Genomic DNA, 15,746 nt, shown 5'->3' on the forward strand with positions numbered 1-15,746 from the left:
TCAGGATTTAGCGCACCGCCTCAAACAACCCGCTCGCCCCCATCCCGCCACCCACACACATGGTGACGATGCCGTAACGCAGATTGCGCCGCTGCAACTCGCGAACCAGATGCCCGACCTGACGCGAACCGGTCATGCCGAACGGGTGGCCGATGGAAATCGAGCCGCCATTGACGTTGTACTTCTCGTTGTCGATCTCCAGCCGGTCGCGGCTGTACAGGCACTGCGAAGCGAACGCCTCGTTCAATTCCCACAGATCGATATCCGCCACTTGCAGGCCCTTGGCCTTGAGCAGTTTCGGCACCGAGAACACCGGGCCGATGCCCATTTCGTCCGGCTCGCAACCGGCCACAGTGAAACCGCGGAAAAACGCTTTGGGTTTGAGCCCCAGCTCCAGGGCTTTGTCCAGACTCATCACCAGCGTCATCGACGCACCGTCGGACAGCTGTGATGAATTGCCCGCCGTCACCGAACCGTCGTCGGCGAATACCGGCTTCAAACCGGCAAGGCTTTCGTAGGTCGTGTCCGGACGGTTGCAGTCGTCGCGCTCGACGACGCCGTCGACAATCTGCACTTCACCGCTGGTCTTGTCCTCGACGCGGTATTTCACCGCCATCGGCACGATTTCGTCATCGAACAGGCCGGCTGCTTGCGCTTGCGCCGTACGCATCTGGCTTTGCAGCGCATAACGATCCTGCGCTTCGCGGCTGACGCCGTAACGGCGCGCCACCACTTCGGCGGTCTGGCCCATGGTGTAGTAGATGCCGGGGGTCTGCTGCTTGAGCAGAGGGTTGATCAGGTGATCGGTGTTGACGCTTTTCAGGGTCAGGCTGATCGACTCGACGCCGCCGGCAACAATGATCTCGCTGCAACCGGAGGCGATCTGGTTGGCGGCGATCGCAATCGCCTGCAGGCCCGACGAGCAGAAGCGGTTGAGGGTCATGCCGGCAGTACCGGTGCCCAATCGTGAGAGCACCGCGACGTTGCGGCCGATGTTGTAGCCCTGCGCGCCTTCGTTGGAGCCGGCGCCAACGATGCAATCCTCGACGCTGGCCGGGTCGATATCGTTGCGTGTCAGCAGCGCATTGACGCAGTGGGCCGCCATGTCATCGGGGCGGGTCTGGTTGAACTTGCCGCGAAAGGATTTGGCCAGGCCGGTCCGCACGCTGTCGACGATCACCACTTCACGCATGGCATACCTCATTGTTGTTGTCGGTTGAAAGTGGACCTGAGCATAAGTCCACCTTCTTGCCGACCGCGAGGATCATTCACCCGGCGTATGCGCGGCCATCGTCTCAGTCCTTGTGCTTCCGGGCCTTCCTGTCGGATTTCTCGAACGCATCTTCCAGCGCACGGTTGATGGTGCGCAGGACTTTCACCCGTGCCCAGCGCTTGTCGTTGGCCTCGACCAGGGTCCACGGCGCGATCTCGGTGCTGGTGCGATCGACCATGTCACCGACCGCCGCACGATAGGCGTCCCATTTTTCCCGATTGCGCCAGTCGTCTTCAGTGATCTTGAAACGCTTGAAGGAAATCTCTTCGCGCTCCTGAAAGCGTTCCATCTGGGTGTCCTTGTCGATGGCCAGCCAGAACTTGACGACGATGACCCCGGCGTCGGTCAGCTGCTCCTCGAAATCATTGATCTCGCCATAGGCGCGCAACCAGTCGGCCTGGGTGCAGAAGCCTTCGACGCGCTCGACCAGCACCCGCCCATACCACGAGCGGTCGAACACGGTGAATTTGCCCCGTGCCGGAATGTGTCGCCAGAACCGCCACAGGTACGGTTGCGCGCGCTCTTCTTCGGTCGGCGCGGCAATCGGCACGATGCTGTACTGACGCGGGTCGAGCGCCGCCGCCACCCGCCGGATCGCGCCGCCCTTGCCGGCCGCGTCGTTGCCTTCGAACACCGCAATCAGCGCATGGCGACGCATGCGTTTATCGCGCATCAGCCCGGACAGGCGCGCTTGCTCGCTGATCAGTTGTTCTTCGTAGTCTTTCTTGTCCAGACGCTGTGTCAGGTCGAGGCTGTCGAGCAGGTTCAACTGATCGACCGGCGCCCCCAACGGCGCGGCGCTCACCTCACGCGGATTGACCTCGGCGCGTTTGAGCGCACTCTGCAGGCCTTCAAGGAGGATCTTGCCCACTGCCAGGCTACGGTAATTGGCGTCGGCGCCTTCAATGATGTGCCACGGCGCGTAATCGCGACTGGTGCGGCGCAACACGCGCTCGCCGTATTTGACGAACTTGTCGTAGGTCTGCGATTGCTGCCAGTCCAGCGGACTGATGCGCCAGCTGTGCAGCGGGTCGTCGGCCAGTGATTTGAGCCGCGCTTTCATCTGCTTTTTGGACAGGTGAAACCAGAACTTGAAGATCAGCGCACCTTCATCGCAGAGCATCTTTTCCAGACGCTCGGCGCCGGCAATCGCCTGATCCAGACGGGGATCCTTGAACAACCCATGAACCCTGCCCTGCAGCATCTGGCTGTACCAGTTGCCGAAGAACACCCCCATCCGCCCCTTGGCCGGCAGCATCCGCCAGTAGCGCCAGGCTGGTGGCCGCGCGAGTTCTTCATCGGTTTGCTGGTCGAAAGTGCGCACTTCGATCAGGCGCGGATCCATCCATTCATTGAGCAGTTTGACCGTCTCGCCCTTGCCCGCCCCTTCGATGCCGTTGATCAGGATGATCACCGGGAAGCGCTTCTGCTGCTGCAACTCGAACTGCGCTTCCAGCAAGGCTTCACGCAGCGCAGGGACCGCCGCCTCATAAGTGTCTTTGTCGATGGCGTGACCGATTTCAGCGGATTCAAACATGGGACGGCTCCTTCCAGGGTTCAGCAAGACTAGCGGATTGGGCACGGGCGCGGCGCAGAAATTCCCTGTGTTCAACGATTGTCCCCGAGCGGTCGATGCTGGACCTTGCGCTGGATCAGGCAGCCCTCGCGCGATCGGCTAGAATGGCCGCCTTGTGTTTGCCGAGCCTGCCATGAAAGCCGAAATACCCCACGCCCAACTCGACTGGGATGACCACGGACGCCCACGTTCGCGGGTGTTCGATGACGTGTATTTTTCCGACCAGTCGGGGCTGGAGGAAACCCGTTACGTGTTCCTCGAACAGAACCGCCTGGCCGAGCGTTTCGCTGCGCTGCCGGCCAATGGGCGCCTGGTCATTGGCGAAACCGGCTTCGGCACCGGGTTGAATTTTCTCTGTGCTTGGCAGCTGTTCGAGCAACACGCAGTGGCGGGCGCGCGCCTGCATTTTGTCAGCGTCGAGAAGTACCCGCTGGCGCCTGCGGACCTGCACCGAGCCTTGGCATTGTGGCCGGAGCTCAAGCCGTTGGCCGATCAGTTACTCAAGCACTACGTAGCGATTCATCCAGGCTTTCAGCGCATCACGCTGGCCGGAGGTCGGGTGACGCTGACCTTGCTGATTGGCGAGGCACTGGAGCAACTGCCGCAACTCGATGCGCAGATCGACGCGTGGTTTCTCGACGGTTTCGCCCCGGCGAAAAACCCCGACATGTGGACGGCTGAACTGTTCGTCGAACTGGCGCGTCTGGCCGCGCCGGGCTCGACCATCAGCACCTTTACCAGCACCGGTTGGGTGCGACGCTTGCTCAATGCTGCCGGGTTCAAGATGAAACGCACGCCGGGCATTGGCCACAAATGGGAAATCCTGCGTGGCGAGTTTCTCGGCTGGCCCGCCGAGGTGGCGGCGCCAGTGCCGGCAAAACCCTGGTTTGCCCGCCCTGCTCCGTTGCGCGGCGAACGCCGGGTGTTGGTGATCGGCGCCGGTCTCGCCGGCTGCGCAACGGCGTCGAGCCTGGCGGCACGTGGCTGGCACGTGAGTCTGCTCGAGCGTCATGCTGAGGTGGCGCAAGAAGCCTCGGGCAATCCGCAAGGCGTGCTCTATCTGAAGCTGTCCGCCCATGGCACCGCGTTGTCGCAGTTGATTGTCAGCGGCTTCGGTTACACCCGGCGACTGCTCGAAACGCTGCAGCGCAGTACTGACTGGGATGACTGCGGCGTGCTGCAATTGGCGTTCAATGCCAAGGAAGCCGAACGTCATGGGCAACTGGCGGCGGCGTTTCCCGAAGATCTTCTGCAATGGCTGGAACAGCCCGAAGCCCAGGCGCGTGCCGGTGTCGGCGTGGCCCATGGGGGTTTGTTCTATCCCGAGGGCGGTTGGGTGCATCCGCCGGCGCTGTGTCAGGCCCAGGCGATGCACGTCAACATCGAACTGCTCAGCCATCACCATGCCCTGGAGCTGCGCAAGGTCGCTGACCAGTGGCAAGCCCTCGACGGCGAACGCCTGCTCGCCAGTGCAGCGGTTGTGGTACTGGCCGGAGCCGCAGACATCAAACGCTTCGCCCAGAGCGCCGAATTGCCGCTCAAGCGCATTCGCGGACAGATCACGCGTCTGGCTGAAACCGCAGAAAGTCATGCCTTGGCGACGGTGGTGTGCGCCGAAGGCTACGTCGCCCCGGCGCGTCTGGGCGAGCACACCCTGGGCGCCAGTTTCGACTTCAACAGCGACGATCTGACGCCCACGACTGCCGAGCATCAAGGCAATCTGGCAATGCTCGAAGAGATCTCCAGCGATCTGCTGGCACGCCTGAACATCAGCGAGCAGCCGCTTGAGCACCTTGAGGGCCGCGCCGCCTTCCGCTGCACCAGCCCGGACTACCTGCCGATCGTCGGCCCGCTCGCCGATCGCGCAGCCTTTGTCCAGACCTACGCGGCCCTGAGCAAGGATGCCCGGCAAGTGCCAGACAATCCCTGCCCATGGCTCGACGGACTCTACGTCAACAGCGGCCACGGTTCTCGCGGACTGATCACCGCGCCGCTGTCCGGCGAACTGCTCGCCGCGTGGCTGGACAACGAGCCGCTGCCGTTGCCACGCAGCGTGGCCGAAGCCTGCCATCCCAACCGTTTCGCATTACGGCAGTTGATTCGCGGCAAGTGAACCTCACGTATCGGGCATCGCGCAGAGGCCGAGGTCCATCAAGCGGATCGATTCTTCGGTCAGGCGCTTGATCACGGCCTCTTGCGCCTGTTCCTTCTCAAGTTTGAGGGCATCCGCCTGACTTACATAGTCGGCACTGAGCAGTGTGTCCGCCTGCTCATCCAGCGCGCTCATTCGCGGGGCGAACGATTCATCGATCAGCGAAAATTTGCGTGTAAACGTACGCTTCAGGTAGTCGCGCCAGAACGTTTGCGCCTGGATGAATTTCAGCCACTGAGGCGAAAGTTCGGCGGTCGTGATGCGGTTTTTTGCGGTTTCCAGATCCGTTGCAGTGACGCCGCTCTGCGCATTGAACAGCATGCTTTGCGGCTGGCCGGGCAGCTCCAGCACTTTGGCCAGCCCGACGCGATACGCCAGATTGACCTCCAACGGATCCGACTTCACAGCCTTGACGGCATGTTCGCGGGCAATCGCGTTCAACCGATCCAGCCGGAACAGGCCGCGCCCCAGATTGAGCAGCGGTTTGGCCGTGACTCTGCCGCCTGCCCCCTTGGTGACCTGATCAACTTCAACGGCGACTTCCAGGTGACTGAAATTGAGCGCCGCGCTGTCAATGCAGTTGATCGGGTTGGCGGCCAGATCGAGCAACTGATCGCACAGAGCACCGTCAGCCTCCGCCGCCTTCAACACTCTCCAGACCCGTCGCTGCATGTCTGCGCTGCCCTTGGTGGCGTCGGCTGTGTCGCCCAGTTGCGCGAGCAAATGAAACAGGCCTTCGGCGCGGGTATCGTCACGAAATGCCGCCCAGATTCGCGCCTGCTCGGCCGAGTCCGCAGCGGACGTTGTGGTCAACCATAGCGATCGCGCGGTTTGCTCGTTGAGGCGGGGAATGTCATCGGCGGAATAGCCCATTCCGATACCGAAATTTTCGCGATAGTCATCGAGATGCGTTTTGCTTGTTTCGTTGAAGGGATTCAGCCCCAGGTCGAGCACGCCGGTGAATCGTCGATTTTTTTCAAACAGCCAGTCGGGCAGTTCCCTGATCTGGTTTTTGCTCAGATCCATCCATTCAATGTGCGCAGCACTGTTGAGGCCTTCGGGCAATTCCGTGATGCCTGTCTCGCGCAGCGTCAATCGACGCAGGTCGGTCATCTGACTGACATCAGGGGTAGCGCCCAACGGATTGCTGTCCAGATTCAGATACCGCACCGTCCGCAGCCGATTCAGTTTCGCCAGTGTCTGCTCGGTCAACTTCAGCTTATTGCCCGACAGACTCAACCGTTTGAGCTTGGGCATATAAGAAAGCACTTCAGGGAGCCGGGTGATTTTATTGTTGTCCAGTTCCAGCGACTCGAGCTGTTTGAAGGATTTGAGGAAGTACACGATATCGTCATCCTGCTCCATGTTTCTCATCGACAGGTGCTGGATATGGGCAAAGCTCAAACCCGTTGGCAGGGTCGGCAGTTTACCGACCCGCATGCCGTCCAGATTGAGGGCGCAGACCCGGTCGCCCTGCTCATCATTGATCCAATTGAATCGACGAAAGCCCTCCTCGATCAGTTCAGCGGCCATTTTGCGGCTGTGTCGCGCCTCTGCCCGATCACCGCCCATGGCCGCCAGGGCGACGCCATCCTCACTCCAGGTAAACAGCGCGTCGCGCAGGGTTTTCACGTCCTCGCGCAAGGCTTTGACCCGGGTTGCGCGGCTCAGCGAATCGTCGCCCAGTTCATCGAGCAATTGGCCGGCCTGGGTGTCGTCCAGGCGTGGAAACAGTTTGCGCACTTTGCGCAGCAGCTTGCGTGAATGAGCTGTCGCGGGGACCTGATCGCCTTGCACACAGGCCGGCTCGACAGCCGATGGTTCAATGCTGTGGCCGAGCAATGTCCGCGCAGTGACCTCGCGTTCGTCGAGGGCAACACTGAGCAGCTTTTTGCGTAACTGTTGCGTACTGACCTGTCCGGCGTCGGCAAATCCGAGCGCTGCCCGCTGACGTGACGGCAGCGCCTTGAGGATGGCCATGTATAACGCGCCGGGGCCGGATTTCACCTTGCCCAGGGATTTCCTGTCGCCGCCAAAGGCTTCATAGCCCTCAGTGGACTTCACCAGATAGCCGGTATTGTCGGAGGTCGCCGACGCATCGCCGACCTCTTCGAGCAACGGTCCGGTCAAGGCCTTGTCGCGTACCTGCAGACGCAGTTGAGCGTCCCATCCGCTGAGGCGCGGCAGCAATTTCACGGCCAGCTTGTCTGTGTCGGCATTGGCCAGTCGCGACCAGTGCAACCCGCTCAGCGCCCGGTCAAGCCGCACCTCGGCCACACCGGCCCGAACCCGCTGCCCCAGGCGCAATGGCACGCGCCCGGTCGAACGCAGGTGCAGGCGCTCGACACTCGGAGCGCGGTCAATCAGCCTTTGGCCAAGGCGCGCCGGAATGTCGGCGAAGACCTTGCGCAATTTGTCCAGATCCTGCGCGTCACTGTGGTCGTAGCGCTTGTACATCCGCTCGAACGCCGCGCGGTAATCCGCCTTGAGCGCAGCAGCCAGTTTTTTCGCCAGCGCAGAAGCCTGGGTGGTTTTCGCGACTTGGCCGCCGAGCATGGCCTCGACTTCATGCGGGTAAAGGCCACCGATCACGGTTTGCAGCAAGCGTCCGAGTGCCAACTGGCCTTGAGTGACCGGCACTTCCAGGGTTTCGTCGAGCGTGCTGTTTGCAGGATAAGTGCTGTCGACGTCGCCTTCATGACCGGCGACCTTGATGTAGCGGTCAGTCGGCCAGCCCGGCAGTTGCGTCAAGGCATGCATCTGTTCCTCGACAGGTTGCCCGGAGTGAAACTCGCCATTGGCCAGCTCCGTCGTCAGCTCCCGCAGCTGCCGCCCGATGCGCACGCGCTCGACGGTATCGCGCAGGCGTACCGGCAACTTCAGATTGTCATTGAACGTGTCGAGCAGGGTCTGCTGCGAGGTGTCGCTCAGCCGGCGCAGCATGTCCAGATCACTGTCGGCAAATTCGCTCAACTGCGGATCGATGCGCTTGAGCGTGTAGGCGGAACTGCCCCATTCTTCGGGCTCCTCGGCAGGGAGCCGCCAGCCGCCTTCGACGTGGCGGATCAGTTCGGGGGCATAGGCTTGTGCGCGGCCGGCGTGTTCCAGGCGCCAGCGCTGGGTGTCGGTATCAAAGTTGCCGGCCAACAGGCGGTGCTCGAGGCGGCCGATGGTCTTGCTGCCAATCTGGTAGAACTCCTTGGAGCCGGCATCGATGGTGAATCCGGCCGGCAGAGAATGCTCGTACGGGCTCAAATCAGCCTTCCACAGGCGTGGCTTGCCGGCCTGACCGAGAATCGCGGTGAACTGCGCGAAGAACTGCGGATGCGCGCGCAGCAGCTTTGTGCCCAGGGTGCCCAGCGCTTTTTGACCGCCGGCAAAGACGCCCATCAATGCGACGTTCTCGACCACGCTGAGCAGATGTGACAGCGCCTGTTGATGATCACCGCGACGCCAGTCCTCGACGCCTTCATACACTTCACCGAGCAATTGCCCGACCGCGACGCCCATCATCAATTGCCCCAGGACCGGCACGAACAGCCCGGCCACCGACGCCACGCTCACCCCGCGCTGAACGAAATCCAACAGACGTTTCTGCCGCGCCGCTTCATCGATATCAGCCGTCGGCACCGCCAGTTTGCGCGCGTCGATCTGCAGCTTGCCGACATGGCTCTGCACCATGAAATCGAAGAGCGGCACGTTGATCGGCCACTGTTCGACCAACCCCAGATCAGGTTTTTCGGCAAGCGACTTGAAGAAGTCGGCCTTGTCATCTTCATCGAGGCTGCCGGCGAAATACCCCTGATATTCGGTGCTCTTGAGTTGTTGCGCGAGGTAGCGCTTGAACGCGTTGAAACTCGGATATTCATACACCGCTCGCTCGGGCTCGCCGGGCATGTACACCATGCATCCGTCCTCAGGGTGTTGCTGCACGGAGCGTTTGGAAAACACGACCACGCCCCACACGCAACTGTCGAGGATTTTGATGCCCTGCATGATCATCGGGTCTTTGCCGTAGCGCAGGTTTTGCGCCGACGCCACGCCCTCGGCCACCATCAGATCCTGCAGCATGCGCAGACCTGCCGTAGTGATATCGCCCTTGAGCGCGGCCAGATGGGCGTCCAGTTCCAGCAGCGATTGCTTCAATGCGGCGATATCGTGGGTCATGGCACTGGTCGCGACGACTTTGCCGCTGTCATCACGCAGACCGAACACCTGCTGCAGATGCTCCTGGTACTTCTTGCCCAGATCCAGCTTGCGGCAAAACGCTGCGAACGCTGCCGGCGTCAGATCTTTCACGCCAGCGGGCGCACTTTTGATGCGCACCAGACTGCCGGCGGGGAAACCGTCGGCCAGTTCCTCGTCTTCGGTGAAATTCTGCATGGCTGCTTGCAACAGGGTCTGGGTTGCGTGTCTGACCAGGTCGATACCGGCCTGATCCGTCGCCGTCGCATCGCAGCCGCAATCGACGCCCGGCAGACTGAGCACATCCTCGCCTGCGTCATAGACCGCTGGCCATTTCGCGCTCAGCGCCGCGTCGAGTTCGCTGATGCAGAAGCTGTGCAAGGGTTTGAGCCGGGTCAATTGCTTATCGACCTTGAGTTGCAGGGTGTGCAGCTCACGATTGATTTCGTCCAGCTTGACCAGCGTGGCCGTGGACGCCTTGAGCAAATACGCCGGCAAGCGTTTTTCCAGGACTTCAGCGGTGTCGAGGTCGCCTGTAGCGTCGTACAGGGTGCTCAGGACCGAGGCCTGAATCGGTGGATTTGTCTTGTCTTGGGTGGGCATGGCAATAGTCCTTTATTGCGATTTGAACCCTCGACCCTAGCGGTGCCGGACGGCCAATAACAGTCCAAATTCCTGGGCCGAATCCGCGCAGATCCACCGTGTTTTTGTATGGAAAAAATAGCCCTGCACCACCCGCGCGGAACGTCGACGCCCAGCGGGGGCTTATGCACAAAAAGTGTAAAGGCACGCAGGCAAATCCGGCGCTCGATCGGCGCTGATAGCGTGACGACAGGAGGCAGCGCGGCCGACTTATAACTTATCGATCTAAAACTCCACATACCGAGACAGGTCAGTTTCTGAGTACCCGCACTTTCCGCGTGGTACGGCTTGACCTTCCCCAACGGAAAAACCGGTAAGGACTTTATGTGCGGATTAGCTGGCGAGTTACGTTTTGATCAACAACCTGCAGACCTTGCAGCGATCGAGAGAATCACCCATCACCTGGCCCCTCGCGGCCCTGACGCGTGGGGCTTCCATGCCCAAGGGCCGATTGCCCTGGGCCATCGACGCCTGAAAATCATGGACCTGTCGGACGGCTCGGCACAGCCGATGATCGACAGCCAGTTAGGCCTGTCCCTGGCCTTCAACGGCGCGATCTACAACTTCCCGGAATTGCGCGAAGAGCTCGAAGGGCTGGGTTATGCCTTCTATTCCGGTGGCGACACCGAAGTGCTGCTCAAGGGTTATCACGCCTGGGGCGAGGCGCTGCTGCCGAAACTCAACGGCATGTTCGCCTTTGCCATTTGGGAGCGCGATGCCCAGCGCCTGTTCATCGCCCGTGACCGTCTCGGCGTGAAGCCGTTGTACCTGTCGCGCACCGGTCAGCGCTTGCGCTTTGCCTCGGCACTGCCAGCCCTGCTCAAGGGCGGCGATATCAACCCGATCCTCGATCCGGTGGCGCTCAACCACTACCTGAATTTCCACGCAGTCGTGCCTGCGCCGCGCACATTGCTGGCCGGCATCGAAAAACTGCCGCCGGCCACCTGGATGCGCGTTGAAGCCGATGGCCGCACCGAACAGAAGACCTGGTGGACCCTGCCCTACGGCCCGCATGAGGATGAGAAAAACCTCAACCTCGAAGACTGGGTCGATCGCGTTCTCGACAGCACCCGTGAAGCGGTGGCAATTCGTCAGCGTGCGGCGGTTGATGTCGGTGTGTTGCTCTCGGGTGGTGTCGATTCGAGCATGCTCGTCGGCCTGTTGCGCGAAGTCGGTGTAGAGAATCTCTCGACCTTCTCCATCGGGTTTCAGGACGCCGGCGGCGAACGCGGCGACGAATTCCAGTACTCGGACCTGATCGCCAAGCACTACGGCACCCGCCACCACCAATTGCGCATCGACGAGAAAGAAATCATCGAGCAACTGCCCGCCGCGTTCCGCGCGATGAGCGAGCCGATGGTCAGCCACGATTGCATTGCCTTCTACCTGTTGTCCCGGGAAGTGGCCAAGCACTGCAAAGTGGTGCAGAGCGGCCAGGGTGCCGACGAGTTGTTTGCCGGCTATCACTGGTATCCGCAAGTCGACGGCGCGGCCGATCCTTACGCGGCTTACCGCGATGCGTTTTTCGACCGCAGCTATGACGACTATGCCGCAACCGTGCAGCCGAAATGGCTGGTCGATCACGACGCAGCAGGCGACTTCGTCAAAGAGCATTTTGCCCAGCCTGGCGCTGCTGCCGCGGTGGACAAAGCCTTGCGTCTGGACAGCACGGTGATGCTGGTCGATGACCCGGTCAAACGCGTCGACAACATGACCATGGCCTGGGGCCTGGAAGCGCGTACGCCGTTCCTCGACTATCGACTGGTCGAACTGTCGGCCCGCGTGCCCGGCAAATTCAAGCTCCCCGATGGCGGCAAACAAGTGCTCAAGGAGGCCGCGCGTCGGGTCATTCCAAGCGAAGTGATCGACCGCAAGAAAGGCTATTTCCCGGTGCCGGGCCTCAAGCATCTGCAGGGAGACACGCTCAATTGGGTGCGCGAGCTGCTGCTCGATCCGAGTCAGGATCGTGGCCTGTTCAACCCGACCATGCTCGACAAGCTTTTGACTGATCCACAAGGCCAGCTGACCCCGTTGCGCGGTTCGAAATTGTGGCAACTGGCGGCCCTGAACCTGTGGCTCAGTGAACAAGGAATCTGATTGATGAAACCCCATGCCACGTCCATCAACCAACGTCTATTGCGTGGTCAGGCCCCTTCGTATGAACGTTTGCAGGCGCGCCTGGCCGAAGACGGCAGCGAACCTGCCACCGCCCCGATTGCCGTGCATTGCGGTTGGGGCAGGCTGCTGATCGGTCACACCTTTCCCGACCCGGCGTCACTGGCGCAGGAACTGCTCAACGAGCAGCCCGGCGAGCGCGACATCGCCCTGTACGTCGCCGCACCGCAGCAGATTCTCGGCCTCGAGCCGACTCAGCTGTTTCTCGATCCATCCGACACCCTGCGCCTGTGGTTCAGCGATTATCGTCAGGCGACACGGGTGTTTCGCGGCTTCCGCATTCGTCGTGCGCAGAGCGAAACCGACTGGCAGGGCATTAACCGTTTGTATCAGGCGCGTGGCATGTTGCCGATCGATCCGGAGCTGCTCACCCCGCATCATCAGGGCGGCCCGGTGTACTGGCTGGCGGAAGACGAGGACAGCGGCGCGGTGATCGGCAGTGTCATGGGTCTCAATCATGAGAAAGCCTTCAACGACCCGGAAAACGGCAGCAGCCTTTGGTGCCTGGCGGTCGATCCGCATTGCTCGCGTCCGGGCGTCGGTGAAGTGCTGGTGCGGCACCTGGTCGAGCACTTCATGAGTCGCGGCCTGGCCTACCTGGACCTGTCGGTACTGCATGACAACCGTCAGGCGAAAAGTCTTTACGCCAAACTGGGCTTCCGCAACCTGCCGACCTTCGCCATCAAGCGCAAGAACGGTATCAACCAGCCGCTGTTTCTCGGTCCGGGGCCGGAGGCGAATTTCAATCCTTACGCACGGATCATTGTCGAAGAAGCGCATCGGCGCGGTATCGATGTGCAAGTGGATGACGCCGACGCCGGGCTGTTTACCCTCAGCCATGGCGGCCGCCGCGTGCGCTGCCGCGAGTCGCTGAGTGACCTGACCAGCGCGATCAGCATGACCCTGTGCCAGGACAAAAGCCTGACCCATAAAGTGCTTAAGGCCGCAGGCCTGAAACTGCCGGCCCAGCAACTGGCGGGCAATGCCGACGATAATCTGGCCTTTCTCGATGAGCATCAGCGTGTAGTGGTCAAACCTCTCGACGGCGAACAGGGCCACGGCGTGGCTGTGGATCTGCGCACCATTGAAGAAGTGCAGAAGGCCATCGAAACCGCCAAGCAGTTCGACAGTCGCGTGCTGCTGGAAAGCTTCCATGAAGGCCTTGATCTACGGATTGTGGTGATCGGTTTCGAAGTGGTTGCGGCAGCGATTCGCCGTCCGGCGGAAGTGGTTGGCGATGGTCAGCATTCGATCGGTGCGCTGATCGAAGCGCAAAGCCGCCGTCGGCAAGCGGCCACCAGTGGCGAAAGCAAGATTCCCCTGGACCACGAAACCCAACGCACGCTGCACGCCGCCGGCTATGACTACAGCAGCATTCTGCCGGCCGGCGAGCATCTGTTCGTGCGGCGCACGGCCAATCTGCACACCGGCGGGACGCTGGAAGACGTGACGGCGATTCTTCATCCGACCCTGGTCGACGCGGCGGTGCGTGCGGCGCGAGCGCTGGACATTCCGATGGTCGGCCTCGATCTCATGGTGCCGGCGGCGGATCAGCCCGAGTACGTTTTCATCGAAGCCAACGAACGTGCCGGCCTGGCCAACCATGAACCGCAGCCGACGGCGGAGCGCTTTGTCGATCTGTTGTTTCCGCACAGTCAGCCGGCTGCCTCTTGAACCTTCATTGTTCCGGCTGACGCCTTCGCGAGCAGGCTCGCTCCCACATTTGGAATGCGTTTCCCCGTGGGAGCGAGCCTGCTCGCGAAGAGGCCCGAACGTCATCACAAATTTCTCTCATCGAAACCATCGGTGTGCTCAACCCATCAGGAGTTTCCATGACCAAGACCCCACACATCCCTGAACCGGATCTGGCTTACCTGCAAAAAGTCCTGCTGGAAATGCTCGCCATTCCCAGCCCCACCGGCTTCACCGACACGATCGTGCGCTACGTTGCCGAACGTCTTGAAGAACTGGGCATTCCGTTCGAAATGACCCGGCGCGGCACCATTCGCGCGACGTTGAAAGGTAAAAAGAGCAGTCCTGACCGCGCGGTATCTGCGCACCTGGACACCATCGGTGCCGCCGTCCGTGCGGTGAAAGACAACGGTCGCCTGACGCTCGCCCCGGTCGGTTGCTGGTCAAGCCGCTTTGCCGAGGGCAGCCGGGTCAGCCTGTTTACCGACACCGGCGTGATTCGCGGCAGCGTGCTGCCGCTGATGGCTTCCGGGCATGCATTCAACACTCAGGTCGATGAAATGCCGATCAGCTGGGATCACGTCGAACTGCGTCTGGACGCCTACTGCACGACCAAGGCCGATTGCGAATCCCTGGGCATTCATGTCGGTGACGTGGTGGCGTTCGACCCGCTGCCGGAGTTCACCGAAAGCGGCCATATCAGCGCGCGCCACCTCGACGACAAGGCCGGCGTTGCCGCACTGCTCGCCGCACTGAAGGCGATTGTCGACAGCGGCCAGGAACTGAACATCGATTGTCATCCGCTGTTCACCATCACCGAGGAAACCGGCAGCGGCGCGGCGGCGGCATTACCGTGGGACGTCAGCGAATTTGTCGGCATCGACATTGCGCCGGTCGCGCCGGGCCAGCATTCCAGCGAACACGCGGTGAGCGTGGCGATGCAGGATTCCGGTGGCCCATATGACTATCACTTGTCCCGGCATCTGTTGCGCCTGGCCGATGAACACGAACTGCCGGTGCGCCGCGACATGTTCCGCTATTACTTCAGCGATGCGCACTCGGCGGTCACCGCCGGCCACGACATCCGCACCGCCCTGCTCGCTTTCGGCTGCGATGCCACGCATGGTTACGAACGCACGCACATCGACAGCCTGGCGGCGCTCAGCCGTTTGCTCGGCGCGTACATTCTGAGCCCGCCGGTCTTCGCCAGCGATGCGGCGCCGGCCAATGCCTCCCTGGACCGCTTCAGCCACCAGATCGAACATGACACGCAGATGGAAAGCGAGACCCGGGTGCCGCCGGTGGACAGTCTGGTTGGGCAGCGTTCCGACAGTTGAATCTTCGGTGATCACATAAACGTCTTCGCGAGCAGGCTCGCTCCCACAGGGATCGCATCAAATGTGGGACTGAGCCTGCTCGCGATGGCGCCGGTCGAGGCACTACAAAAACTGGCAGGCAAAACCCAATCCCCGTAGCATCCCGACATTGATTTGACCGAGGTGCCCATGCTCATTCCCCACGACGCGCTTGAAGTCGACACCCTCACCCGCCTGATCGAGGATTTCGTCACCCGCGATGGTACCGACAATGGCGATGACACCCCGCTGGAAACCCGCGTACTGCGCGTGCGCCAGGCATTGACCAAAGGCCAGGCGCTGATCGTGTTCGACCCGGAAAGCGAACAGTGCCAGTTGATGCTCAAGCACGACGTACCCAAGCATCTGTTCGACTGAAATCGTCAGCCAGCCTTCGCGGCAGCCTCCTTGCGCTTGATCCGGTCATAGACCTCGGCGCGGTGCACATGGACTTTCTTCGGCGCCTCGACGCCGAAGCGCACGCTGGAGCCATTCACCGACAGAACACGCAGGGTGATGTCGTCACCGATTGAAATCAACTCACCGACCACACGGCTGAGTACAAGCATGGGATTCATCCTTCAGGACTGGCAAACCCTGAAGATGCGCGGCTTACAGCGGCTCCACAATGCATGACGAGCAAATCAGTCTTGCCCTACAGCCTTCCACGCCCGCAGCCGTCAGACGCTTCGCACA

General features: G+C 61.4%; 9 protein-coding genes. 5 read left to right on the top strand and 4 right to left on the bottom strand.

The features are described 5' to 3' along the window. Positions 1-7: 7 nt before the first annotated feature. Together DCO47_RS09585 and pap are read right to left on the bottom strand one after the other, a co-directional pair. Positions 8-1,192 carry a thiolase family protein gene (locus DCO47_RS09585; protein WP_116657992.1) on the bottom strand — a complete coding sequence of 395 codons (1,185 nt, stop codon included), beginning with the start codon at positions 1,190-1,192 and terminating at the stop codon, positions 8-10. A gap of 103 nt (positions 1,193-1,295) precedes the next feature. Further along, on the bottom strand, positions 1,296-2,810 hold the full coding sequence (gene pap / locus DCO47_RS09590; protein ID WP_116657993.1) for a polyphosphate:AMP phosphotransferase: 1,515 nt from the start codon (positions 2,808-2,810) through the stop codon (positions 1,296-1,298). Positions 2,811-2,982: 172 nt separating this feature from the next. Between pap and mnmC the strand changes: the two genes are divergently transcribed. Continuing rightward, on the top strand, positions 2,983-4,962 hold the full coding sequence (gene mnmC / locus DCO47_RS09595; protein WP_116657994.1) for a bifunctional tRNA (5-methylaminomethyl-2-thiouridine)(34)-methyltransferase MnmD/FAD-dependent 5-carboxymethylaminomethyl-2-thiouridine(34) oxidoreductase MnmC: 1,980 nt from the start codon (positions 2,983-2,985) through the stop codon (positions 4,960-4,962). 3 nt (positions 4,963-4,965) lie between these two features. Here mnmC and DCO47_RS09600 read toward each other — a convergent pair whose 3' ends face one another. Beyond that, positions 4,966-9,789, bottom strand: coding sequence for an NEL-type E3 ubiquitin ligase domain-containing protein (locus DCO47_RS09600; protein WP_116657995.1), 4,824 nt, complete (start codon positions 9,787-9,789; stop codon positions 4,966-4,968). 363 nt (positions 9,790-10,152) lie between these two features. Here DCO47_RS09600 and DCO47_RS09605 point away from each other — a divergent pair, with 363 nt between their 5' ends. The 4 genes from DCO47_RS09605 to DCO47_RS09620 all read left to right on the top strand — a co-directional run bounded on the left by DCO47_RS09605 (position 10,153) and on the right by DCO47_RS09620 (position 15,428). Further along, a complete protein-coding gene (locus DCO47_RS09605) occupies positions 10,153-11,925 on the top strand; it encodes an N-acetylglutaminylglutamine amidotransferase (protein WP_116657996.1) in 1,773 nt (590 codons plus the stop codon). Between the two features lie 3 nt (positions 11,926-11,928). Further along, positions 11,929-13,677 carry an N-acetylglutaminylglutamine synthetase gene (gene ngg / locus DCO47_RS09610; RefSeq protein ID WP_116657997.1) on the top strand — a complete coding sequence of 583 codons (1,749 nt, stop codon included), beginning with the start codon at positions 11,929-11,931 and terminating at the stop codon, positions 13,675-13,677. Between the two features lie 158 nt (positions 13,678-13,835). Then, positions 13,836-15,032 (top strand): osmoprotectant NAGGN system M42 family peptidase, encoded by a 1,197-nt coding sequence (locus DCO47_RS09615; RefSeq protein WP_042607960.1) that lies wholly within the window; start codon positions 13,836-13,838, stop codon positions 15,030-15,032. A gap of 168 nt (positions 15,033-15,200) precedes the next feature. Continuing rightward, positions 15,201-15,428, top strand: coding sequence for a YheU family protein (locus DCO47_RS09620; RefSeq protein WP_003172962.1), 228 nt, complete (start codon positions 15,201-15,203; stop codon positions 15,426-15,428). Between the two features lie 5 nt (positions 15,429-15,433). Here DCO47_RS09620 and csrA read toward each other — a convergent pair whose 3' ends face one another. Next, the gene (gene csrA / locus DCO47_RS09625; protein WP_024013891.1) at positions 15,434-15,619 is read right to left on the bottom strand and encodes a carbon storage regulator CsrA; all 186 of its coding nucleotides are present in this window, start codon (positions 15,617-15,619) and stop codon (positions 15,434-15,436) included. Between the last annotated feature and the right edge of the window lie 127 nt (positions 15,620-15,746).

The sequence above is a fragment of the Pseudomonas sp. NDM genome, assembly GCF_003105095.1.
Classification (GTDB): Bacteria; Pseudomonadota; Gammaproteobacteria; order Pseudomonadales; family Pseudomonadaceae; genus Aquipseudomonas; species Aquipseudomonas moraviensis_A.

Coding starts and splice junctions, on each gene's coding strand:
- DCO47_RS09600 (WP_116657995.1), bottom strand. CDS start 9,789: ATGCCCACCCAAGACAAGACAAATCCACCGATTCAGGCCTCGGTCCTG.
- pap (WP_116657993.1), bottom strand. CDS start 2,810: ATGTTTGAATCCGCTGAAATCGGTCACGCCATCGACAAAGACACTTAT.
- DCO47_RS09620 (WP_003172962.1), top strand. CDS start 15,201: ATGCTCATTCCCCACGACGCGCTTGAAGTCGACACCCTCACCCGCCTG.
- csrA (WP_024013891.1), bottom strand. CDS start 15,619: ATGCTTGTACTCAGCCGTGTGGTCGGTGAGTTGATTTCAATCGGTGAC.
- DCO47_RS09605 (WP_116657996.1), top strand. CDS start 10,153: ATGTGCGGATTAGCTGGCGAGTTACGTTTTGATCAACAACCTGCAGAC.
- DCO47_RS09615 (WP_042607960.1), top strand. CDS start 13,836: ATGACCAAGACCCCACACATCCCTGAACCGGATCTGGCTTACCTGCAA.
- DCO47_RS09585 (WP_116657992.1), bottom strand. CDS start 1,192: ATGCGTGAAGTGGTGATCGTCGACAGCGTGCGGACCGGCCTGGCCAAA.
- ngg (WP_116657997.1), top strand. CDS start 11,929: ATGAAACCCCATGCCACGTCCATCAACCAACGTCTATTGCGTGGTCAG.
- mnmC (WP_116657994.1), top strand. CDS start 2,983: ATGAAAGCCGAAATACCCCACGCCCAACTCGACTGGGATGACCACGGA.